This window comes from Agrobacterium sp. 16-2014-1-2a (assembly GCF_053522705.1).
Genome location: NZ_JBNWBX010000001.1, coordinates 1,466,967 through 1,489,409, shown reverse-complemented (window position 1 = coordinate 1,489,409; position 22,443 = coordinate 1,466,967). Strand labels below are relative to the sequence as shown.

The following is a 22,443-nucleotide window of genomic DNA, read 5'->3' as shown; positions in this document are numbered from 1 at the left end:
TTATTTTCCAGCGTACGGCGCTGGACACTCAACGGTCCGCAAGGGCCGTTTTTTTGTGCCCAATTAGAAAGGAATTCTCACATAAAGATATATTTATGTGGTTGTGTCCTTGTCTTTCATGGCCGAAATGACTAACAAACTCGAAGACCGTTCTTTGAGGGGAATCCCGCATGCGTGCCAATTACCTGTTCACCAGCGAGTCCGTGGCCGAAGGTCATCCGGACAAGGTTTGTGATCGTATTTCCGATGAAATCGTGGATCTCATCTATCGTGAGGCATCCAAGACGGGTGTCGACCCCTGGACCGTGCGCATCGCATGCGAAACGCTTGCGACGACGAACCGCGTCATTATCGCCGGTGAGGTTCGGGTTCCCGATACCCTGCTGAAAAAGGACAAGGACGGCAAGGTTCTCAAGGATGCTGCCGGCCACCCGGTTATCAATCCCTCGAAGTTCAAGTCGGCTGCCCGCAAGGCGATCCGCGACATCGGCTACGAGCAGGATGGTTTCCACTGGAAGACGGCGAAGATCGACGTTCTCCTGCATCCGCAGTCGGCGGATATCGCGCAGGGCGTGGACAACGCCTCCGACAAGCAGGGCGACGAGGGTGCTGGCGACCAGGGCATCATGTTCGGTTACGCCTGCAAGGAAACGCCGGACCTGATGCCGGCTCCGATCTATTATTCCCACCGTATTCTGCAGCTGCTCGCGACCGCCCGTAAAAGCGGCGAAGGCGAAGCTGCGAAACTCGGTCCCGACGCCAAGAGCCAGGTGACGGTTCGTTACGTCGACGGCAAGGCTTCGGAAGCCGTATCCATCGTTTTGTCCACGCAGCATCTCGATGCCAGCTGGGATTCGAAGAAGGTTCGCGAAGTTGTCGAACCTTATATCCGCGAAGCGCTGGGTGACCTGAAGATCGCCGATGATTGCCAGTGGTATATTAACCCGACGGGCAAATTCGTTATCGGTGGTCCGGATGGCGATGCGGGTCTGACCGGCCGCAAAATCATCGTGGACACCTATGGCGGTGCTGCCCCCCATGGCGGCGGTGCATTCTCCGGCAAGGACACGACCAAGGTTGACCGTTCCGCGGCCTATGCTGCCCGCTATCTGGCCAAGAACGTGGTGGCTGCCGGTCTGGCCGAGCGCTGCACCATTCAGATTTCCTACGCGATCGGCATCGCCCAGCCTCTGTCGATTTATGTCGATCTGCACGGTACCGGCAAGGTCAGCGAAGATCAGGTCGAAGGCGCCATCCGCAAGGTCATGGATCTCTCGCCGTCGGGCATTCGCCGTCATCTCGATCTCAACAAGCCGATCTATGCTAAGACGTCCTCCTACGGCCATTTCGGTCGCAAGGCGGGCCGTGACGGTTCCTTCTCCTGGGAGAAGCTCGATCTGGTGAAGCCGCTCAAGGAAGCTTTGAGCGCTTGAAGCATTTCCAGTAAAATTGCGTAGCGATTTTACGTTCGGAAAATGCGGGGACTTGTTCTAAGCCTTGTCATTCGACGGGGATTGAGAGATACCGGTTGCACCATTTGTAACCCGCATAGTGCCATTCAAGTGGCCCTGTGCGGGTTTAGTCTATTTGTTCTTGAGAGTATGACATGACGGAAGAGCGGCGTTCGCGCGCAACGGAAGCGTTTTTTGGCAGACGCAAGGGCAAGCCCCTGCGCAATCAGCAGATCGATACGATCGAAAACCTGCTGCCTTTGCTGAAAATCGATCTGGAAAGCGCGCCTCCGAAAAATCTCGTCGCTCTCTTTCCGGCGGATGTGAAATCGGTCCGTCTGGAAATCGGTTTCGGCGGCGGCGAGCACCTTGCCCACCGCGCGGTTGAAAATCCTGAGACCGGCTTTATCGGCGTCGAGCCCTTCGTCAATTCCATGGCAAAGCTGCTGGCAAGCGTGCGTGAAGGCGAGTTGATGAATATCCGCCTTTACGATGATGACGCGACGCAATTGCTGGATTGGCTGCCGGATGGGTCGATCGATCACATCGATCTACTCTATCCCGATCCCTGGCCGAAGAAGAAGCACTGGAAGCGCCGTTTCGTTTCCGACGTCAATCTTGCCCGTTTCCATCGCGTCCTGAAACCCGGTGGCAAGTTCTGCTTTGCTTCCGATATCGATACCTACGTCAACTGGACGCTACAGCATTGCGCCCGCCACGGCGGTTTCGAGTGGACGGCGGCAAGTGCCGAGGACTGGCACACCCCCTATGCCAACTGGCCGGGCACGCGTTATGAGAACAAGGCGAAAAGAGAAGGCCGCAGCTCGGCCTATCTCACTTTCATTCGCATTTAACAGCTCGAACCGTCAGATATTCGCGTCCACTTCGGCAGCAACCGGAATGGAAGGCTGGGCGCCGGCGCGGGTGCAGGCGAGCGAGCCTGCGACGGCGGCGCGCTTCAGCGCCTTTTCGAAATCCATACCCTGATCGAGGCTGGCGGCGAGATAACCGCAGAATGTATCGCCAGCGCCAACAGTATCGACCGGCTCGATCTTGAGACCGGACGCCTTGAAGACCTTGCCGTTGCGAATGGCGATCACGCCATCAGCACCAAGCGTCACGATCAATGTCTGGCCGGTCTGCTCATGCAGGGATTTGAGTTCATTTTCCCGTTCGGAGGCTGAAAGTCCGTTTTTGTCGATCAGCAGTTCGAACTCGGTTTCATTGGCGATGACGATTTCGGCAAGGCTGGCGAGGCGCGGCCCGTCCGCGGTCAGCGGCGCGGTATTGATGATAGTGGTGATGCGTTTAGCCTTCGCGGCCGTCAGTGCTGCTTCGATTGAGGGTGCCGGCACCTCGAACTGAAGCATCAGAATATCGCCCGCTGCCATCTCCGCCACGGCTTTTGCGGCGTCGGATGCGGAAACTTCGCCATTAGCGGCGGGAATGACCGAGATCATGTTCTCCCCGCCTTCACCGATCAGGATTACGGCGGTTCCCGTGGGGCCGGGCGCGGTCTTGACGAGCGACAGATCGGTGCCGGCATCGCGCAGCAATGTCAGCGCTGGCGCGGCAAAGGTGTCATCACCCGTAGCGCCCGCCATTTTGACCGTTGCACCTGCGCGCCGTGCGGCAAGCGCCTGATTGGCTCCCTTTCCGCCGGCCGCCGTGGAAAAGGTCTCTCCCGTCACGGTTTCACCGGGTTTGGGCAGGCGTTTGGCGGTGGCGACGAGATCCATGTTGATGGAGCCGAAAACAGTAATCATCAGGGCATGTCCGTATGAAATTCAAAGCAAGGCGGTGACTTTGCCCGAGGGGATCACTCGTCGTCAACCACCCGCAACTTGGCCGTTCCTGCCCTGTTCTCTGCAAAGCGTCGCGCCTGCTCGATTTCGCTATGGGAGGTCTCCTTTTCCGTCGGCGAAAAATCGAGGCCCTCGATCTTCTGGCCACGCGCCAGCACCTTGTCGGAGGAAATTAGCATCATGTCGACATCTTTCTGCGCCAGCCCGAAATGGGCCTGCAGCTTGCGCGTCCGGTCGTCCAGCCGCCGCACGTCATCCATGAGAAGCGCGACTTCACCCTGAATGAGGTGCGCCTGCTCGCGCATGCGCTGGTCCTTCAGCACCGACTGGATAACCTGCACCGACAGCATCAAAAGCGATGGCGAGACAATGACGACACGGGCGCGATGGGCACGCTGCACGAGATATTCGAAATGCTGGTGAATATCGGCGAAGATCGATTCCGACGGCACGAAGATGAAGGCCGTATCCTGCGTTTCGCCGCGTATCAGATATTTCTCAGCCACGTCGCGAATATGCACTTCCATATCGCGGCGGAACTGCTGGGTCGCAGCCCGTTTGCCCTCGGGCGTTTCATCCGCCTTCAGCGCATTCCACGCCTCCAGCGGAAACTTGGCGTCGATGACGAGGGACGGGGCGTTGTTCGGCATCCTGATGATGCAGTCTGGTCGGTAGCCATTCGAAAGCGTGGGCTGAAGCTGAAAGGCCCCGGCGGGAAGCGCATCGGCGATCAGCGCTTCCATCCGCGCCTGCCCGAAAGCGCCGCGCGTCTGCTTGTTGGAGAGGATCGCCTGAAGCCCGACCACGTCCTTTGCCAGATCCTGAATATTACCCTGGGCGGCATCGATAACCGCAAGCCGCTCCTGCAGGCGGCTTAGATTCTCGTGTGTCGACCGGGTCTGCTCGGTCAGCGTCTCGCCCAGCCGCTGCGACATGCCGTCGAGGCGCTGGTTGATCGTCTGGCCCATCTCGCTCTGGCGCGTGCCGAGCGTCTCGGCCATCGCCGCGATCCGGCCGTGCAGTTCCGACTGGGTCTTCAACAGATCGGAAATTTCACCATCGGCTTCCGCTTTTTTCCCACGACTTTTCGTGACCATCCAGAAAGCGGAAAGGCCGAAAACGAGAGCCGCAAGAAGCCCGCCGAAGCTGATGTCGACGGAGCCGGCCCGCAAGGCGGGATCGAGGAGAAAAGAGAAATCGATACTCATGGCTAAATCTACCAGATTTCCAGTGATTCGTAAGATCAAAACAAGAACATTCATGCGGCGGAATTGAGTCGGGCAAAACCAGCCGAAGGTCCCATTTCGACCGCGTATTTTTTATTTCCTCCGCGCAAGAGATACGTTATGGGAAGCCATGACTATCAAACCGCTTATCATTTTGCCCGATCCCGTGCTGCGCCAGCAATCAAGGCCCATCGAACAGGTGGATGCCGAAGTGTTGCGCCTTGCCGACGATATGCTTGAAACCATGTATGATGCGCCGGGTATCGGCCTTGCCGCCATTCAGGTGGGCGTGCCGCGCCGCATGCTGGTGATCGACGTTTCGCGCGAGGACGAGGAGAAAAAGCCGGTCGTCTTCATCAATCCGGAAATCCTCAAAGTGTCGGACGACGTGTCGGCCTATGAGGAAGGGTGTCTCTCCATTCCCGATTATTATGCCGAGGTAGAGCGTCCCGCATCCCTGACAGTGCGATATGTCGATCGTGACGGCAAGCAGCAGACGGTCGATGCGGACGGACTTCTGGCGACGTGTCTGCAGCATGAGATCGACCACCTGAACGGCATTCTGTTCATCGACCATATTTCGCGGCTGAAGCGAGAAATGGTCATCAAGAAATTCACCAAAGCAGCCCGCGCTAAGGTCTGATTCGTCTTAAATATGTAGACGGACCGGCATAGAGGGCAGGGGGCGATATGGCTCTTCGCATCATTTTCATGGGCACGCCGGATTTTTCCGTTCCCACGCTGCGTGCATTGGTGGACGCTGGTCACGAGGTCGTTGCCGTTTATACGCAGCCGCCGCGTCCAGGCGGTCGCCGTGGCCTCGATCTGCAGAAATCGCCGGTGCATCAGGCGGCCGAACTGCTGGGTCTGCCCGTGCTGACGCCGGTCAATTTCAAGGCCGAGGAAGACCGGCAGCAATTCAGGGAATTCGATGCGGACGTCGCTGTTGTCGTTGCCTATGGGCTGCTATTGCCCGAGGCGATCCTGAGCGGTACGCGTCTTGGCTGCTATAACGGCCACGCCTCGTTGCTGCCGCGCTGGCGCGGCGCTGCTCCCATTCAGCGGGCGATCATGGCTGGCGATGCCGAGACGGGCATGATGGTCATGAAAATGGAAAAGGGGCTGGATACCGGCCCGGTGGCGCTGACCGCCAAGGTCACGATCGGTGAGAATACCACGGCAGGTGAATTGCACGACAGCCTGATGCTGACAGGCGCGCGGCTGATGCGGCAGGCGATGGACAAGCTGGAAGCAGACGATCTTCCTCTCGTTGCGCAGCCGGAAGAAGGCGTCGTTTATGCGTCGAAAATCGACAAGGGCGAGACCCGGATTAATTTTTCCCGGCCGGCACAGGACGTCCATAACCATATCCGCGGCCTATCGCCTTTTCCCGGCGCCTGGCTGGAAATGGAAATCGGCGGCAAGGCCGAGCGCGTGAAGGTTCTGGCGTCAGAACTGGCGAGCGGTATGGGCGAGGCAGGCGCTGTGCTCGATGACGCCCTGACCATCGCCTGCGGAAGTGGCGCGGTGCGGCTTACCCGTTTGCAGAAGGCAGGTGGCAAGCCGCTGTCGGCTGCCGATTTCGTTCGTGGCACACCCGTTCCCGCCAGAACGAGGCTCGGCTGATGCCGCGTTTCCGCATGACCGTCGAATATGACGGTACGCCTTACTTCGGCTGGCAGAGACAGGATAACGGCCCTTCAGTTCAGGGCGCGCTTGAAGCTGCCGTCCGGTCGCTGACCGGCGAAACCGTTTCTATTCGCGGCGCTGGCCGCACCGATTCCGGCGTGCATGCCGTGGGACAGGTAGCTCATGTCGATCTTTCCCGCGATTGGGCGCCATATAAGCTTCGCAATGCTCTCAACGCCCATCTGGCCATGGCGAAAGAGGCCGTCTCGGTTGTCGACGTAACGGCGGTGACCGAGGATTTCGACGCGCGCTTCTCCGCGCTTCGCCGCCATTATCTGTACCGCATCATTTGCCGGAAAGCGCGGCTGGCACTCGAGCACAAGCGCGCATGGTGGGTATCGAAAGATCTGGACCACGAACACATGCATGAAGCTGCACAGATGCTCGTCGGCCGGCACGATTTTACCACTTTCCGCTCGGTTCATTGTCAGGCGACGAGCCCGGTCAGAACGCTCGACCGGCTGGATGTGACGCGCAATGGCGATCTTATCGAGATACGCGCCACCGCGCAGAGCTTTCTCCACAACCAGATACGCTCTTTTGCCGGAACGCTAAAAATGGCCGGTGAAGGCAGCATGACACCGGAAGACGTGCGCGCGGCACTGGAAGCACGGGATCGCAAAGCCTGCGGCCCCGTCGCGCCGCCGGATGGTCTCTATTTCATGCAAGTCGATTATCCCGATGTCATTCCGCCGCGGGTCTATTCAAAGGTCGAGACGGTCGAAGACACGGACTAAAGTCCGTCTCGTTTCTCAGGCCGGATAAACGCCGAGAAAACGCTGCAGCGCCTCGGACAGAAGCATGCCCGGCACCAGCAGGGTAATGACGATCGCCGAGACAAGCAACGACTGGTCGCGGATGAAGAAGCGCACGATCCGCGAAAAGGCGAAGACCAGCGACAGCAGGAGTGCCAGCCAGAGGATGGCGATCAGCCCCTGCAAGGGCGGCAGAAAAAACGCGATCAGGATCAGAACCGCATAGGCATAGGAAAACGGCAGCGACAGCCAGTTCATGGTGGTGACCAGTGCGGTGAATTTTTCCCGTGCGCCAAAGGCGAACAGCAGCATGCCGATCAACAGCAGCGGCACGATCCAGCAGATAGCCTCGACCATCGCAAGGCGGAAAAAGTAGATTAGTCCCGTTCCTGTTCCGGGCGGATAGCTTGCCAGGAACGCAGCGCGCAGCCACAGCCAGGACACCAGCATGGCGGGCAGGCACCAGAGGGCGGAGTAGAAGGACCGCCACATGCCGCGTTCGGACAGATCCAGATAACGCGCGCCGGTATGGTCGCCGAGCAGCAGCAGCCAGAGGCCTTTCAGATAGAGCCTTACTTCACTTGCCGTCGGCATGGGAGAACCAGCGTTCGATGAAGGTCTCGTAGATGTTTGTGAGAGTCTCCAGATCGGCGATTTCCACGCGCTCATCGACCATATGCATGGTCTGCCCGACGAGGCCGAATTCCACGACGGGGCAATAATCCTTGATGAAACGCGCATCCGACGTGCCGCCAGTGGTCGAAAGCTTGGGCTCCTTGCCTGTCACGGCTTCCACGGCGCCGGAAAGCGATGAGATGAGCGCATTGTTCCGGGTCAGGAAAACATGGGCCGGACGGTCCGCCCAGACGATCTCATATTTGACCGGGCTGCGGTCGGGACGAAGTTCTCCCTCGGCAGCGGCGGCATCGAGGCGGCGGATGATTTCCGCCCGCAGGCTCTCCACCGTCCAGCTGTCATTGAAACGGATGTTGAACGACGCCGTCGCCCGCGCCGGAATGACATTTGTGGCGGCATTGCCGGTGTCGATGGTCGTCACTTCCAGATTGGACGGCTGGAAGTCGTCCGTACCGTGATCGAAGGGCGGATGCATCAGCGCGTGGGTCAGTTGCAGCAGCCCGCGAATGGGGTTGTCGGCCAGATGCGGATATGCGGCATGACCCTGCACGCCATGCACGGTGATGCGGCCCGAAATCGATCCCCGGCGGCCGATCTTGATCATGTCGCCCAGCTGGTCGGGGTTGGTCGGTTCACCCACCACGCAGGCATCCCATGCCTCGCCTTTGGCGGCGGCCCATTCCAGCAACTTCGAGGTGCCGTTGATCGAGGGGCCTTCCTCGTCACCGGTGATCAGGAAAGAAACGGAACCTTTCGGTTTTCCGTGTTTCTCGATGTAGCGGGCGATGGCGGCAACGAAACAGGCAATGCCGCCCTTCATGTCCACCGCACCACGGCCGAACATTTCGCCGCCGGCAATTTCAGCGGCAAAGGGTGGATGGCTCCATGCCGCCTCGTCGCCCACCGGAACGACATCGGTATGGCCCGCAAACATCAGGTGCGGACCTTCCGTGCCAAGCCGGGCGTAGAGGTTTTCAACGTCAGGCGTTCCCGCTTCCGTCGCCACCATCTTTTCCACCGCAAAGCCAAGCGGTGAAAGCAGGGTGTCTAGCAGGGATAGCGCGCCACCTTCGGCTGGTGTCACCGAAGGGCAACGGATGAGGGCGGCGAGATTGGCAACGGGATCGGTCGTGGTCATGGTATCAGCTTTTATCAGTCGCGCAGAAGCTCGTTGATGCCGGTCTTGGAGCGGGTCTTTTCATCGACGCGCTTGACGATGACGGCGCAATAAAGGCTTGGGCCCGGCTCGCCGTTCGGGAACGGCTTGCCCGGCATGGTGCCGGCAACGACGACGGAATAGGGTGGCACTTCGCCATAGGTGATCTCGCCGGTGGCGCGATCGACGATCTTGGTCGACTTGCCGATGAAGACGCCCATGCCGAGAACGGCGCCTTCGCGCACGATGCAGCCTTCTACGACTTCCGAACGGGCACCGATGAAGCAATTGTCCTCGATGATGGTTGGGCCGGCCTGAAGCGGCTCCAGAACGCCGCCGATGCCAACGCCGCCGGACAGATGCACGTTCTTGCCGATCTGCGCGCAGGAGCCGACCGTCGCCCAGGTGTCGACCATCGTGCCTTCATCGACATAGGCGCCGAGATTGACGAAGGAAGGCATCAGCACCACGTTCTTGGCCACATAGGCCGAGCGGCGCACGACGGCGTTAGGCACTGCGCGGAAGCCCGCAGCGCGGAACTGGTTTTCACCCCAGTTCTCGAACTTCGACGGCACCTTGTCCCACCAGGTGGATTCACCGGGGCCGCCGGTGACGATTTCCATGTCGTTCAGACGGAAGGAGAGGAGCACGGCCTTTTTCAGCCATTGGTTCACTTTCCAGTTCCCGTCCGCCTGCTTTTCGGCGACGCGGACCTTGCCGCTGTCGAGAAGTTGAAGAGATGTGTTCACCGCGTCGCGAACCTCGCCCTTCGTCGATACGTTCACACCGTCACGGTTGTCGAAGGCTGTTTCGATGGTGGTTTCGAGAGAGGTGAGATCCGGAAGGCTCATGGAAAATTCCTTGAATGTCGCGTGTGTTCTTGGCCACGGATGGTCCCGCGCCGCTGGAAGGCTATGGTCATTTGATCTAAGGGAGTGTTGGAAAGGCGTCAATGTGATTTGGGTGATTTGGCGCACCAGACGAAAGGCTTGGAAATGACACGACTGAAAAACGGCAAATTGCGGCGCAAGGATGGGGTGTGGGACCCGTTGAAGCGTAGCTCTGCGGACAAGCAGCAGGCCGATGTCATTCCCAAAACACCGCAGTCGGATTCCCCATCCTACCGGCTTGCCTACGCGGATATGGATTTTCTCTGCCGCGAGGAGTTGCGCCCCGTCAGGCTTCAACTCGAACTTCTGAAGACGGAAATGGCGCTGACCGAGCGGGGCATCAAGTCCACCGTCGTCATGTTCGGCGGCGCGCGCATTCCCGAGCCCGGCGGCGAGGCTTGGGCGGCCCGCAACGAGACGCAGAAACGCAATCTGGAGCAATCCTCGGTTTATTACGAGGAGGCGCGCAAGTTCGCCCGGCTCTGCACCGACTACGGCGCGAAATCGGACCATCTGGAATATGTCGTGGTCACCGGCGGTGGTCCCGGCGTCATGGAAGCAGGCAATCGCGGCGCAGCCGATGTCGGAGGCCCGTCCATCGGCCTCAACATCGTTCTGCCGCATGAGCAGGCGCCCAACCCCTATGTCACGCCGGAGCTGAGCTTCAACTTCCACTATTTCGCCATCCGCAAGATGCATTTCCTGATGCGGGCCAAGGCCGTGGTGATCTTCCCCGGCGGTTTCGGCACGCTCGATGAACTCTTCGAGACGCTGACGCTGATCCAGACGAAGCGCATGGCGCCCATCCCGCTCATTCTCTTCGGAGAGAAATTCTGGCGCTCCGTCGTCAATTTCGAATTCCTCGTGGATTTCGGAACCATTGCGCCCGAAGATATGGAGCTGCTACATTTCGCCGAAACGGCCGACGATGCATGGAACATCGTATCCGCCTATTACGAGCACTGATTTCGGCTCGATGCGACGGGGGAATTTTAGGGGTTAATTAGCAAAGATATTCTAATTTCCCCTCGTCGCGTTGCAGCGCACTGCCCCCAGCGGGCGGGCCTCCATGACGGAGATTTCTCATCCGTTGACGCCAGCCTTTTCGGCCGGCGATTTGATCGAGGCCAAAATGTTCAATTTCAAAGTGAAGTCGCTTGCGACCAAGCTGATCCTTGTAACCGGCTGTGCAATCACCACGGTCCTTGTCGCATCGAATTCCTTCCTCATTTCCCAGACCAGCGACCGTGTCCATTCGCTGACCATGGATCAGGCGAACACCGAGGCACGCGCCATCGCCAACGTCATCGCCGCAGATGTCGGTGAACTCGGCAGTGCTGCCCGCTCCATGGCCGGTATCATCGGCCGTGCGCACCAGGCGAAATCGATGGACCGCCCCGGCATCGTCAACATCCTCAAGGCCAATGTCGAGCAGAATGCTTTCGCTTTCGGAAGCTGGTTCTGTGAGCAGCTGGGCCTTTTCGACGGACAGACCACCGAGATCGCCAACAGGCTCGATCTCGGCACCAATGCAACGGGTGCATTTGCCCCCTACTGGTCGAAGACCCAGAAAGGCGACATCCAGTTTTCGACCTTCAAGAACGACTATGCGGCGGAGTGGTATTCGCTGGCTGCCAAATCCGGCAAGGGCGCCATTACCCAGCCCTATCTGGCCGAAGGCACGGAAGTGCCCACCACAATGACCTCGCTTGCCTATCCCGTCATGTCTGATGGTAAGATGATTGGTGTGGCGGGGGTCGATATCTCTCTGGCAGCTCTGTCGCAGAAGCTGCAGGCTCTGCATCCTTTCGAAACCGGCCGTGTGACACTCATTTCGCAGGGCGGCCAATGGCTGGTACCGCCGACGCCCGAGCAGAACATGAAGGCCTATGACGGAGAGGGTGCAAGCACCGTTCAGGCGGCGATCACATCCGGCAAGCAGGGCCTGATCGAAAATCTCGGCCTTGATACAGACGCGCCCTATAACCGCCTTGTCTATCCGTTTGCGGTTCCGGGCCTCAATGCCACCTGGGTGGTTCTGGTGGATATCCCGCATCAGGCGTTGAACGCGCCAGTGCAGGAGCAGACTTATCTGATGATCCTCGGGGCGATCGTCATTCTTGCGGCGGTTATTGCCGCGCTTTATTTCTCCGTCCGCTATTTCGTCCGCAATCCGCTCGCCTCCCTGGTCTCCGATGTGAAAACACTGAGCGACGGTCGTTACGATGTGCCGGTTTCCGGACAGGATCGCAGGGATGAGACGGGCGCGGTGGCAACGGCTCTGGAAGGCTTCCGTGCGAAGCTTGCCGGTATCCGCGAAATGGAAGCGGATGCCGCCGTGCAGCGTGGCAATGCGGAAACGGAGCGCCAAAGGTCCGAATCCGAGCGCAATGAGAACAGCCGGATGCAGCAACACATCGTGAGCGTACTCGGCGCGGGTCTCAATGCGCTCTCGCAGGGCAATCTGACCTATCGTATCGAGGACCAGTTCCCCGGTGAATATGCAAAGCTGCGCAACGACTTCAACTCGGCGCTCGCCAGCCTCGAGGAAACCGTTTCCACCGTCAACGGAACCGTTGCCAGCATCGGCAACGGCACGGGCGAGATCACCCGCGCTGCGAGCGATCTCTCCCACCGCACGGAACAGCAGGCTGCAAGCCTGGAAGAAACCGCTGCCGCCCTCAACCAGCTGACTGCGCAGGTCAATTCCAGTGCGGAAAACGCAGCGCAGGCGGCGACAGCTGTCAGCAATGCCTGCGATGACGCCGGCAAGTCGGGCGAGGTCGTGCAGCAGGCCGTCAGTTCCATGGAAGGCATCGCTCAATCCTCGGCGGAAATCTCCCGCATCATCGGGGTAATCGACGAAATCGCTTTCCAGACCAACCTTCTGGCGCTGAATGCCGGTGTGGAAGCTGCCCGTGCGGGCGAGGCTGGCAAGGGTTTTGCCGTCGTCGCGCAGGAAGTACGTGAACTGGCGCAACGTTCCGCGACGGCTGCGAAGGAGATCAAAGGTCTGATCAACACCTCCGCAAGGCAGGTGGGCGAGGGCGTCCAGCTGGTCGGCAAGGCCGGCGAGACGATGAGAAAGATTGCCGATCAGGTTCTGCAGATCAACCAGCTGATACGGCAGATTTCGGCCTCCGCCAGCGAGCAGGCGGTCGGTCTCAAGGAAATCAATTCCGCCGTCACCCAGATGGATCAGGTCACCCAGCAGAATGCGGCCATGGTGGAAGAAACAACGGCGGCAAGCGTGACGCTGAACAGCGAGGCGGAAACGTTGAAATCGCTCGTTGCCGGCTTCTCCGTATCCGGCGGTCATTCCAGCCAGTCGAGCCAGCAATTGCGCGCCACCGCGGCGGCAATGCGTGCGCCTGTCGCCCCGTCACAGGCATCGGGCCGCTCGGCTGCGACCCAACGTTCGCGCCCAAGAACCAGCGGCGCAAACGCGCTGGCACAGGACGACTGGACCGAGTTCTGAGAATATCCCGTGGTTCCAAATGAAAGGGCCGCTGGTCATGCCAGCGGCCCTTTTCATGTCTGCGTTCCCATCAGAGGCGGGCGAAACGTTCCGTCAGCAATTCGAAAAAGCCGTCCGCATCCACATTTCGCATCACGCGGGCGTTGACCGGGCGCTCGGTCACCCGCCACCAATCCACCACCGTCATGCCCATGGTCAGTTCGGAATTGACCTCGATTTCGACATTGCAATCGCGGCCCTGAAACAGCTCGGGCTTGAGGAGATAGGCGATGACGCTTGGATCGTGCAGGGGGCCGCCGTCCGAACCGTATTTCTCGATGTCGAAACGCTCGAAGAATTCCAGCATTTCCGCCATGGCGATTGCCGGGCGTGTGCCTATATCGCGAATGCGGCTGACACGCGCCTTGGTGGTCAGCAACTGGTGGGTTACGTCAAGCGGCATTACGACGATGGGCACGCCGGAACGGAAGACGATATCGGCAGCCTGCGGATCGACATAGATGTTGAATTCCGCAGCCGGTGTGATGTTGCCGCCTTCAAAGAAGCCGCCACCCATCATCACAAGTTCCTTGACGCGGCCTGCAATCTCGGGGGCCTTCTGCAAAGCCAGCGCCACATTGGTCAGCGCGCCGAGCGTGCAGAGCGTCACGGTGCCCGCAGGCTCCCGCAGCAGCGTTTCGATCATGAAATCGACGGCGTGCTGCTTTTGTGCCTCCATCGTCGGCTCGTCGAGAACCGGGCCATCAAGGCCGGTGCTGCCGTGAACATGCTTGGCAGTGATGGGCTTTCGCACCAGTGGCCGCTCGGCACCCTCATAGACGGGAATATCGGTGCGGTCGCACAATTCGCAGATGATGCGGATGTTGCGGCTGGTCAGTTTCAGCGGAACATTGCCGGCGACGGCGCACAGACCGAGAATTTCAATTTCTTCCGGGCTTGCGAAAGCCAGCATGATCGCTGCCGCGTCGTCCTGACCTGGATCCGTGTCTATGATGATTTTTCTGCGTTCTGCCATGTCTTGCCCGCCGTTGAGATAAGGCGCTTTTTTCGAGCGGCGGACGCTCACTTGTCAAGTCTCATTCCTCGGCGTGCCCGCCTTTGCCTTGTGGCCCCGCCTTGCGCATCGTGGTTTTGCTTCCCATATTGCGTAGAGCCGGTAAGATTGACCGGCAGGGTTGCCGGAAGCGGGACCGCGAAACGTCGCTTGGTTGCAAGGACAGAGACGATATGAGCCGCATGACGCCATTCACCCACCCGCTTTTGCTGGGTTTTGATGCCATGGAAAAAACGCTGGAGCGTATGGCGAAGGCCAATGATGGCTACCCTCCATACAACATCGAGCGCCTGCCCGGCGGTGAAGACGTGCCGGAACGCCTGCGTATCACGATTGCAGTCGCCGGTTTTTCGCAGGACGATCTGGATGTGACGACGGCCGACAATCAGCTCGTCATTCGCGGTCGCCAGCAGGAGCAGGAAAAGCGAGATTTTCTCTACCGGGGTATCGCTGCCCGGCAATTCCAGCGGGTCTTCGTGCTTGCAGACGGCATGCAGGTGAGGGACGCGCGCCTGCGCAACGGCCTTCTTGCCATCGATCTGGTGAAGCCCGAAATTTCAAACGTGGTAAAGAAAATTAATATTTCCGTCTCAGAGTAGAACGTGAACGCCGGAATCCGACACGAATCGCTCGGCGTGAAGAAGGAGGCTGAAATATGCTTTTAAAAGAAGCGCATGCGCGTCTCACCCGGTCCCAGCTCGCTCATATCGGCGAGGGAGAAGTGGGCTATATCCGTAAAATCCGCGCGGAAGACGTAAGCCGCTGTTTCCCGGAAGCGCCTGATCTCGATCCGCAACTCGATCTCTGGGCCCTGTTTGGCGCGGATGGCACGCCGATCCTCCTGACAGACAATCGTTCCAGCACGTTTTTCAAGGCTGCCGAAGACGATCTGAAAACCGTCAGCCTGCATTGAAAGGAAAAAAGCCCGCCGATTGAGCGGGCTTTTTCTTATGTGATTAAAGGAACGGGCGGTCTGGCATATCATCGATAGAGATGACGCCGTCCTTGTTCCTGTCCAGCCGTTCGAACATTTTTTCGCCGGCTGCGGTGAATTCGGCCTTGCTGACCTGGCCGTTTTCATCGGTGTCGGCCATGCGCATCATCGCGAACGCCCCACCCTTGCCGCCATGCTTGCCCCAGCCCTGACGACCGCCATGTTCGCGTTCGGCGCGCTTGCCCTCAGGTCCCTTGCCTTCGCCCGCTTTGGCGTTAGCAGCCTCTGGGCGCGGATGAGCCGCACGGAACGCCTCCATTTTGGCCTGGCGGTATTCACGCATTTCCTTTGGCGTGATCGAACCGTCCTTGTCCTTGTCGATCTCGGCAAAAAGTGCGTCCTGACGTGCGGCGAACTCTTCCTTGGTAATCTTGCCGTCCTTGTTGGTGTCGGCCACCTTCAGCAGCTGAACGAACGCCAGTTCCGGGCGGAACGGCATGCGCTCGCCGTGGCCTTTGCCGTGCGCTGGCGGGGCCGCAAAGCTGGCTGTAGCGGCCGAGCCGAGCAAGAGGGCTGCGCCAAGAGCAGAGAGTGCGATCTTTCGTGTAGACATCGTCATTACCTTCCGTTGGTGTCCCTGAGGAGGAAGATAGTGGCGCAGGTGGCAGTTCACTACTTAAACATCCGTAAGGTGCATGAAGCTTCGGTAATGTCGTCTGCGCTCGATTTCGATGTTGCCGGTCAGCGGGTGATCGTTTTGGTCAGGAAACCGGTCAGATCGTCAGTGATGTAGTCGATATGCTCATCCGTCGCCGCGGGAATCTCCCAGCGCTCCATGATGACGCCTTCGAGGTTCGAAGGAACGAGCAGCACGGTCTTCATGCCGAGTGCCTTGGGTGCCGCGAGATTGCGTGGCAGGTCCTCGAACATGGCGGCTTTTCTGGTGTCGAGCTTCGCAAGTGCGGCGAACTTCTCATATGTCGCGCTGGCCGGTTTTGGCAGATAGTCCGCGGCGACGATATCGAAAATATCCTCGAAATGGTCGAGAATGCCGAGCGCGCCCGCCGCTGCCTGTGCATGCTTGACGCTGCCATTGGTGAGGATGAACTTGCGGCCCGGCAACGCCTTGATTGCCTCGCCGAGCTCCGGATGCGGGCTCAGCGCGGAATAGTCGATGGCATGCGCGCGCTCCAGAAACTCGTCCGGGCTGATGCCGTAGTGGATCATCAGGCCCTGAAGCGTGGTGCCATGTTCGTGGTAATAGCGCTTCTGAAGTGCGCGAGCCTCGTCGGGCTCGAGCTTTAAAAGCTCCGCAACATACGCCGTCATGTTACGATCGATCTGGGAAAACAGATTGACGTGATGCGGATAGAGCGTGTTGTCGAGGTCGAAGACCCATTCATTGACGTGGGCGAAATCGGCGGCATCGGGCAGGTTTTTCGGCTTTGTGTCCATGGGCAGCTTTATGCCCGTTTCGAATGCCGAAGAAAATCGAAAAGACGACGACAGACGGGAAAATCGGGCTTGGCTGCGGCCTCCAGCGCATGATACCGCCAAGATCATGGAACTCTGGATAGGCATAACCTTCGCAAGCGCGTTCTTGCAGAACCTGCGCTCGACCCTGCAAAAACACCTGAAGGGCATGATGGGCACCACGGGCGCAACTTTCGTGCGCTTCGTTTTTGGAATGCCCTTCGCTCTTGCCTATCTCGTTTTTCTGCATGGTGTACTTGGCCGGCCGCTGCCGGTGCCGAACATGTCATTCGCCGTCTGGGCGATGGTTGGGGCCATGGCGCAGATCGCCGCCACTTTCCTGTTGGTGCACCTGTTTTCCTTCCGCAACTTCGCGGTTGGCACGGCCTATTCCCGAACTGAGCCGGCGCAGGCGGCATTGTTTGCGCTGATTTTCGTTGGCGAAAGCGTCAATGGCGGCACTCTTGCGGCCATCGCTATTTCGGTGGCCGGCGTCATGCTGATTTCGGTCGCGCGCACGGAAGTGACCCCTGCCTCCATTCTCACCTCCATCTTCAGCCGGACGGCGGGCATCGGCCTCGCCTCGGGGGCTTTTTTCGGCCTGTCGTCTGTCGCTTACCGTTCGGCCTCGCTGGCGCTAGCACCCAGCCTGCCGGCACCGGATGCGGTGATGCAGGCCGGCTTTACCCTCGTCGTTGTCATCGTGACGCAGACCTTGGCGATGTTCTTGTGGATCATATGGCGGGAGAGGGACGAATTGCGGCGGATCGCGAAGGCATGGAAACCGTCGCTTGCGGTCGGTTTCGTGGGGGCCACGGCGTCATTCGGCTGGTTCACGGCGATGACGTTGCAGCAGGCGGCTGTGGTCAAGGCGCTGGCGCAGGTGGAGATGCTCTTCGCCTTCGCCTCGACCGTGCTCTTCTTCAAGGAAAAGATCAACCGGCTGGAACTCTCGGGCTGCCTGCTGATCGTGCTGGGCGTGCTGTCGCTTCTGATATTCGGCTGAAAGTGTTGTCGTGGCGGACAGGCATTCCCGTCCGCCACATGAACCGTATCAGGGCACGATGAGCGTGCCCGCGCCTTCCGTGAAGATTTCCAGAAGAACGGAATGGGCGGTCTTGCCGTTGAGGATCACCACGCCCTGAACACCGGCCTTGATGGCCTCGATGCAGGTCTCGACCTTCGGGATCATCCCACCGGAAATCGTGCCGTCCTTGATCAGCGCACGCGCCTGGGAGACCGTCAGTTCCTTGATGAGTTCCTTGTTCTTGTCGAGAACACCAGGCACGTCCGTGAGGAACAGGAGGCGGGTGGCGTTGAGCGCACCGGCAATTGCGCCGGCAAAGGTGTCGGCATTGATGTTGTAGGTGGCGCCATCGCGACCGGGAGCGACGGGAGCGATGACAGGGATCATCTCCGACTTGGCAAGCAGGTCAAGCAGGGTGCGGTCGACCTCGACGACTTCACCGACAAAACCAAGATCGAGAACGCGCTCGATATTGCTGTCGGGATCGACGACGGTCTTTTTCGCCTTTTCGGCGAAGACCATGTTGCCGTCCTTGCCGCACAGGCCAATGGCCCATTCGCCCGTCTGGTTGATGAGCGCGACGATCTCCTTGTTGATCGAGCCGGCCAGAACCATTTCGACGATCTCGACTGTCTTGGCATCGGTAACGCGCAAGCCGCTTTCGAACTTCGATTCAATGCCCATCTTCGTCAGCATCGCGCCGATCTGCGGGCCGCCGCCGTGCACGACGATGGGGTTGATACCGGACTGCTTCAACAGGGCGATATCTTCCGCAAAAGCCTTTCCAAGTGTGGAGTCGCCCATGGCATGACCGCCATATTTCACCACGATGGTCTTGTTCTCATATTTCTGCATAAAGGGCAGAGCCTGTGCGAGCAGCCGCGCCTGAGTCTCGCTTTCGGAAGCAGTCATGGAAAAACCTCGGTCTGTGGTTGCGGCCCTTGAGAGCCTTTCATCGCTCTACAGCATCGGCGCAAAAATCGGAATCGATTTTTGCGGTGCAGGATGCGCAGATTCGGCATGTCGATGCGTTTGCAAGGACAGGTGAATACGCGGGGTGAATGAATGAAGTAACCTCCGGGCCATATTGTGTCGGCGCATAGTAAAATTCCGCTTTTGGGCGGCCTGCGGCGCGTAATAAGATTGACATAAAGCACCAATCGGACCAGCCTTGTGGCGAGCAGGGGAGGGGTTATTCAGCAGGGCGACGGAGGATCGTTGCGCATCGCAAAAAACGATGCTGGCCTGAACGACCGAGGAGTTTGAAAACATATGACCGTACCGGATCGAGACAAGCAAAGCGGTTTGCGGGACGAAGTACTCGCTGGCGAATATGTGCTGGGTGCCTTGCCACCGGAAAGCATGGCGGAGCTTGCAAAACGCGTCAAACGCGACCGCCAGTTTGCGGCCATGGTCAGGCGCTGGCGGGACAATCTGGCGGAAACCGAATATCGCGAAAGAGCGGGCGTTGCAGCCCTGCTTGACAGGGATCCGCTTCGCTCCGGTCTGCCATTCAAGGGCCAGCCGCTTCGCAATGGCAGCATATTCGCCGCGATGCTTCTGGAGGTGTGGAATTCCGTGCGTTTCTGGCGGCTTCTGGCACTGACGGCGATGCTGTGGACCGCCGTCTTGCTTTTCACCATCGCCTGAAGGCGATGGTCTTTTAGAGCGAGACCGTTCGTACGATCTCGGCGCGCAGGCTATCCAGCCCGAAGGATTTTTCCGACGAGGTAGCGAGAACTTCCGGATAGGCGGCGGGACGCTTGCGGATTTTCTCCAGCGTTTCACTGATCAGCCGGGGAACGCCAACGTCCTTGATCTTGTCCGTCTTCGTCAGCACGACCTGATATGACACGGCCGCCTTGTCGAGCAGGCCAAGAACCTCCTCGTCGTTCTTTTTTATTCCGTGGCGGGAATCGATCAGCACGTACACGCGCTTCAGCGTCGCACGTCCACGCAGGTAATCGAAGACGAGCTTCGTCCAGGCATCGACGTGGTCCTTCGGCGCCTGCGCATAGCCGTAACCCGGCATATCGACCAGCGCCATCGGCGGCAGGTCGCCCGGCTCACCGGAATAACCCTCAGGAACGAAGTAGTTCAGTTCCTGCGTGCGTCCGGGTGTGTTGGAGGTGCGGGCAAGGCCTTTGTGGCCCACCAGCGCATTGATGAGCGAAGACTTGCCGACATTCGAACGTCCGGCGAAGGCAATCTCCGGCGGGCCTTCGGGCGGCAGGAATTTCATCGCGGGAACGCCGCGAATGAATATCCAGGGTCGCCCGAAGAGGGGCTTTTCGGTTGCCGGGCCGGTTTCACTCATTTCGATTGCACCGGCTTTCGCTTGAATAGCCCTTTGAGATTATCGAACAGTTCGATCTTGGCACCGTGACGCTTCATGATGAGGGCCTGCTGCGAGATCGACAGCGTGTTGTTCCATGCCCAGTAGATAACCAGACCGGCGGGGAACGAAGCCAGCATGAAGGTGAAGATCAGCGGCATCCAGGTGAAGATCATCGCCTGTGTCGGATCGGGTGGGGTCGGGTTCATGCGCATCTGCAGGAACATCGTGATGCCCATGACGAGGGGCCAGACGCCGATCATCAGGAAGTGCGGCACGTCGTAGGGCAGAAGGCCGAACAGGTTGAACAGCGAGGTCGGATCTGGCGCGGAAAGGTCGTGAATCCAGCCGAAGAACGGTGCATGCCGCATTTCGATGGTGACGTAGATGACCTTGTAGAGCGCGAAGAAGACCGGAATCTGCAGCAGCATCGGCCAGCAGCCGGCAACCGGATTGATCTTCTCTTCCTTGTAGAGCTGCATCATCGCCTGCTGCATGGCCATGCGGTCATCGCCATGCTTGGCCTTCAGTTCTTCCATCTTCGGCTGCATGCGCTTCATGTTCGCCATGGATGCATATTGCTTGCTGGCGAGCGGGAAGAAGAGAGCCTTGACGACGATGGTGGTCAGCAGGATGGCCACACCGAAGTTGCCAAAATAACGGAAGAAGAAATCCATCATTTTGAACATCGGCTTGGTGATGAAGTAGAACCAGCCCCAGTCGATCAACAGGTCGAACTTCGGAATGGAATATTCGGTTTCATAGCGGTCAACCAGCGGCACTTCCTTGGCACCGGCGAAGACAAGGCTCTTCAGTTCGATGGACTGGCCGGGTTCGACCGTCATGGTGTCGCTCTTGAAATCGGCCTGGTAGCTCGGCTGATTGCCCTTGATGTGCGAGTAACGCGTTTCGAACGGCGTCATCTGCGGCGGCACAATGGCAGCGGCCCAATATTTGTCGGTGATGCCGAGCCAGCCGCCGGTCGCCTTGGCAATCGTTACCGGGGTTTCTTCGACATCCTTGTATTTTTCTTCCGTCAGGCTGCCGTCTTTGCCCGAGACGCCGAGGAAGCCTTCATGGATGACGAAAACGGGCGGTATTGCGGGCTTGTTGTTGCGCGTCACGCGGCCGTAGGTGGCAAAGGAGACGGGCGCCTGCCCGGGGTTCTCGACCTTGTCGTTGACCGTGATCATGTAATGCTGATCGATCGAAACGGTACGCGAGAAAACGACGCCATTCTGGTTGGTATACTTCAGCGTAACCGGTGTGGTCTCCGTCAGCTTGTCGCCGCTTGCGAGTGTCCACACGGTCGAAGGACCGGGAACGCTGCCGGCATCGGCACCGCCAACGTAACCGAGTTCGGTGAAGTAGCCGTCCTTGGTGTCGGAAGGCGAAAACAGCGTGATGATCGGGCTCGAGTCATCGACGGTCTCATGGTAGCCCTTGAGCCGGATGTCATCGAAGCGGGCGCCGGTCAGATTGATCGAGCCGGCGATGGCGTTGGTGTCGATGGCGACACGCTGGCTTTTTGCAATCGCCTCTTCACGCGTCGCCGTGGCGGCGGCCTGCGTGGAGGAGGCAGGCGGTGCGCCGTCGACGGTCACGCCGGGTGCGGCACCCGGTGCCGGCTGTTGCTGCGTTGTCTGCTGCTGCGCCTGGCGGGCCTCTTCGGCGCGGCGCTGCTGCTCGATGCGCGGATTCATGTAAAGGAATTGCCAGGCGAGGACGATGACAACCGAAAGGGCTATCGCGATGAAGTAATTGCGGTTCTTTTCCATCATTCTTTCCTGGAGCGGGTGTCCTGGGACCGTTTCGGTTTCGCCGTTCCTTCAATTCGCTCGGTAAGGAGAGACTGAAGTTTCGGGAAGGCCGTCTCGAGCACGTCCCTGCGGGCGACAATCACATAGTCATGGCCGGGCTTCATTGCGAATCCGGCAGAAAGCCTGACGGCTTCCTTGAGACGGCGGCGCATGCGATTTCGCTCGACCGCGTTGCCTTGTCTTTTCGTTACGGTGAAACCGACCCGAGGTTCGGTTTCCGGGGTTTTCCTGTCGAGGACCTCCAGAAGAAAGGTGCCTCCCCGACGCTTTTCCCCCGTCTGCACGGCAAGAAAATCCGACCGGTTTTTAAGCCGGCCGGGCAGTTTTTTTGTCTTGCTCATGTGCCCGCGACTTTCATCGGGCCACAGAGACGGCAATTAAGCCGACAGACTTGCGCGGCCGCGCGCGCGGCGGGCTGCGAGAACTTTGCGACCGCCGGCAGTAGCCATACGGGCACGGAAACCATGACGACGCTTGCGAACAAGCTTGGATGGCTGGAATGTACGCTTCGACATTTATTTAATACCGCGGTGTGCGGCCCTTCTTGAATTTGCACTATTTGCAAGAGCGTTTCGTTTTTTGCACGGCTAACCCCGCCTGGGCGAGCTTTTAATGGCCGAGCGTGCGCGGCTTATAAGGGCATAGGCCGAGCAAAGTCAATTGCCGAAGGGGTTTTCGCGCTTCACCTTTTGCGGAAGCGCCATGAAATCGGCT

The 22,443-nt window shown here is 59.1% G+C and carries 24 protein-coding genes; 11 read left to right on the top strand and 13 right to left on the bottom strand.

Going from position 1 to position 22,443, the window contains the following annotated elements:
* Positions 1 to 170: 170 nt before the first annotated feature.
* Complete coding sequence (metK, locus tag ACQZ45_RS07425; protein WP_003514808.1) at positions 171 to 1,433, top strand: methionine adenosyltransferase; 1,263 nt, start codon at positions 171 to 173, stop codon at positions 1,431 to 1,433.
* 173 nt (positions 1,434 to 1,606) lie between these two features.
* A complete protein-coding gene (trmB, locus tag ACQZ45_RS07420) occupies positions 1,607 to 2,305 on the top strand; it encodes a tRNA (guanosine(46)-N7)-methyltransferase TrmB (RefSeq protein ID WP_003514809.1) in 699 nt (232 codons plus the stop codon).
* Between the two features lie 12 nt (positions 2,306 to 2,317).
* On the opposite strand, the gene ACQZ45_RS07415 is transcribed toward trmB, so the two are convergent.
* On the bottom strand, positions 2,318 to 3,217 hold the full coding sequence (locus ACQZ45_RS07415) for a ribokinase (RefSeq protein ID WP_113291253.1): 900 nt from the start codon (positions 3,215 to 3,217) through the stop codon (positions 2,318 to 2,320).
* A gap of 53 nt (positions 3,218 to 3,270) precedes the next feature.
* Positions 3,271 to 4,464, bottom strand: a complete 1,194-nt coding sequence (locus tag ACQZ45_RS07410; RefSeq protein ID WP_003514811.1) for a DNA recombination protein RmuC — start codon at positions 4,462 to 4,464, stop codon at positions 3,271 to 3,273.
* Between the two features lie 148 nt (positions 4,465 to 4,612).
* Between ACQZ45_RS07410 and def the strand changes: the two genes are divergently transcribed.
* From def to truA, 3 genes are read left to right on the top strand one after another with little or no spacing between them, the layout of a single operon-like run.
* Positions 4,613 to 5,125, top strand: a complete 513-nt coding sequence (gene def / locus ACQZ45_RS07405; protein WP_003514812.1) for a peptide deformylase — start codon at positions 4,613 to 4,615, stop codon at positions 5,123 to 5,125.
* A gap of 47 nt (positions 5,126 to 5,172) precedes the next feature.
* On the top strand, positions 5,173 to 6,108 hold the full coding sequence (gene fmt / locus ACQZ45_RS07400) for a methionyl-tRNA formyltransferase (protein ID WP_038489684.1): 936 nt from the start codon (positions 5,173 to 5,175) through the stop codon (positions 6,106 to 6,108).
* Entirely contained in the window at positions 6,108 to 6,908 is an 801-nt protein-coding gene (gene truA, locus ACQZ45_RS07395) for a tRNA pseudouridine(38-40) synthase TruA (RefSeq protein WP_113291252.1), read from the top strand. Before fmt ends, truA begins: the two co-directional genes overlap by 1 nt.
* 15 nt (positions 6,909 to 6,923) lie before the next feature.
* Here truA and ACQZ45_RS07390 read toward each other — a convergent pair whose 3' ends face one another.
* From ACQZ45_RS07390 to dapD, 3 genes are read right to left on the bottom strand one after another with little or no spacing between them, the layout of a single operon-like run.
* On the bottom strand, positions 6,924 to 7,520 hold the full coding sequence (locus tag ACQZ45_RS07390; RefSeq protein WP_113291251.1) for a hypothetical protein: 597 nt from the start codon (positions 7,518 to 7,520) through the stop codon (positions 6,924 to 6,926).
* Positions 7,504 to 8,700, bottom strand: a complete 1,197-nt coding sequence (gene dapE, locus ACQZ45_RS07385; protein WP_003514819.1) for a succinyl-diaminopimelate desuccinylase — start codon at positions 8,698 to 8,700, stop codon at positions 7,504 to 7,506. Before dapE ends, ACQZ45_RS07390 begins: the two co-directional genes overlap by 17 nt.
* A gap of 14 nt (positions 8,701 to 8,714) precedes the next feature.
* A complete protein-coding gene (gene dapD / locus ACQZ45_RS07380) occupies positions 8,715 to 9,569 on the bottom strand; it encodes a 2,3,4,5-tetrahydropyridine-2,6-dicarboxylate N-succinyltransferase (protein WP_003514821.1) in 855 nt (284 codons plus the stop codon).
* A gap of 144 nt (positions 9,570 to 9,713) precedes the next feature.
* On the opposite strand from dapD, the gene ACQZ45_RS07375 reads away from it, so the two are divergent.
* The gene (locus tag ACQZ45_RS07375; protein ID WP_113291297.1) at positions 9,714 to 10,574 is read left to right on the top strand and encodes an LOG family protein; all 861 of its coding nucleotides are present in this window, start codon (positions 9,714 to 9,716) and stop codon (positions 10,572 to 10,574) included.
* A 166-nt stretch (positions 10,575 to 10,740) separates the two neighbouring features.
* Positions 10,741 to 13,086: a methyl-accepting chemotaxis protein gene (locus tag ACQZ45_RS07370; protein WP_026330650.1), complete on the top strand. Its 2,346-nt coding sequence runs from the start codon at positions 10,741 to 10,743 to the stop codon at positions 13,084 to 13,086.
* Between the two features lie 70 nt (positions 13,087 to 13,156).
* Here the strand turns inward: ACQZ45_RS07370 and ACQZ45_RS07365 are convergent, their stop codons facing one another.
* Positions 13,157 to 14,101: a nucleoside hydrolase gene (locus tag ACQZ45_RS07365; RefSeq protein ID WP_113291296.1), complete on the bottom strand. Its 945-nt coding sequence runs from the start codon at positions 14,099 to 14,101 to the stop codon at positions 13,157 to 13,159.
* Positions 14,102 to 14,313: 212 nt separating this feature from the next.
* Between ACQZ45_RS07365 and ACQZ45_RS07360 the strand changes: the two genes are divergently transcribed.
* Together ACQZ45_RS07360 and ACQZ45_RS07355 are read left to right on the top strand one after the other, a co-directional pair.
* Positions 14,314 to 14,739 carry an Hsp20 family protein gene (locus tag ACQZ45_RS07360; RefSeq protein ID WP_013635387.1) on the top strand — a complete coding sequence of 142 codons (426 nt, stop codon included), beginning with the start codon at positions 14,314 to 14,316 and terminating at the stop codon, positions 14,737 to 14,739.
* Between the two features lie 56 nt (positions 14,740 to 14,795).
* Positions 14,796 to 15,053 (top strand): BQ00720 family protein, encoded by a 258-nt coding sequence (locus ACQZ45_RS07355; RefSeq protein WP_003493591.1) that lies wholly within the window; start codon positions 14,796 to 14,798, stop codon positions 15,051 to 15,053.
* 43 nt (positions 15,054 to 15,096) lie between these two features.
* On the opposite strand, the gene ACQZ45_RS07350 is transcribed toward ACQZ45_RS07355, so the two are convergent.
* Entirely contained in the window at positions 15,097 to 15,693 is a 597-nt protein-coding gene (locus ACQZ45_RS07350) for an EF-hand domain-containing protein (protein ID WP_113291250.1), read from the bottom strand.
* 122 nt (positions 15,694 to 15,815) lie between these two features.
* Positions 15,816 to 16,529 (bottom strand): pyrimidine 5'-nucleotidase, encoded by a 714-nt coding sequence (locus ACQZ45_RS07345; protein ID WP_113291249.1) that lies wholly within the window; start codon positions 16,527 to 16,529, stop codon positions 15,816 to 15,818.
* Between the two features lie 106 nt (positions 16,530 to 16,635).
* Between ACQZ45_RS07345 and ACQZ45_RS07340 the strand changes: the two genes are divergently transcribed.
* Complete coding sequence (locus ACQZ45_RS07340; RefSeq protein WP_112675285.1) at positions 16,636 to 17,553, top strand: DMT family transporter; 918 nt, start codon at positions 16,636 to 16,638, stop codon at positions 17,551 to 17,553.
* A 48-nt stretch (positions 17,554 to 17,601) separates the two neighbouring features.
* Here the strand turns inward: ACQZ45_RS07340 and argB are convergent, their stop codons facing one another.
* Entirely contained in the window at positions 17,602 to 18,486 is an 885-nt protein-coding gene (gene argB, locus ACQZ45_RS07335; RefSeq protein ID WP_003514834.1) for an acetylglutamate kinase, read from the bottom strand.
* A gap of 360 nt (positions 18,487 to 18,846) precedes the next feature.
* On the opposite strand from argB, the gene ACQZ45_RS07330 reads away from it, so the two are divergent.
* Positions 18,847 to 19,224: a hypothetical protein gene (locus ACQZ45_RS07330; protein ID WP_003514836.1), complete on the top strand. Its 378-nt coding sequence runs from the start codon at positions 18,847 to 18,849 to the stop codon at positions 19,222 to 19,224.
* A gap of 13 nt (positions 19,225 to 19,237) precedes the next feature.
* Here the strand turns inward: ACQZ45_RS07330 and yihA are convergent, their stop codons facing one another.
* The 4 genes from yihA to rpmH are packed head-to-tail and all read right to left on the bottom strand — an operon-like array spanning position 19,238 to position 22,244.
* Positions 19,238 to 19,891 carry a ribosome biogenesis GTP-binding protein YihA/YsxC gene (gene yihA, locus ACQZ45_RS07325; RefSeq protein ID WP_003514838.1) on the bottom strand — a complete coding sequence of 218 codons (654 nt, stop codon included), beginning with the start codon at positions 19,889 to 19,891 and terminating at the stop codon, positions 19,238 to 19,240.
* Positions 19,888 to 21,687, bottom strand: a complete 1,800-nt coding sequence (yidC, locus tag ACQZ45_RS07320) for a membrane protein insertase YidC (RefSeq protein ID WP_113291248.1) — start codon at positions 21,685 to 21,687, stop codon at positions 19,888 to 19,890. Before yidC ends, yihA begins: the two co-directional genes overlap by 4 nt.
* The gene (rnpA, locus tag ACQZ45_RS07315; RefSeq protein WP_003514841.1) at positions 21,687 to 22,070 is read right to left on the bottom strand and encodes a ribonuclease P protein component; all 384 of its coding nucleotides are present in this window, start codon (positions 22,068 to 22,070) and stop codon (positions 21,687 to 21,689) included. Before rnpA ends, yidC begins: the two co-directional genes overlap by 1 nt.
* Positions 22,071 to 22,106: 36 nt before the next feature.
* Positions 22,107 to 22,244 carry a 50S ribosomal protein L34 gene (rpmH, locus tag ACQZ45_RS07310; protein ID WP_013635393.1) on the bottom strand — a complete coding sequence of 46 codons (138 nt, stop codon included), beginning with the start codon at positions 22,242 to 22,244 and terminating at the stop codon, positions 22,107 to 22,109.
* Positions 22,245 to 22,443 lie beyond the last annotated feature (199 nt).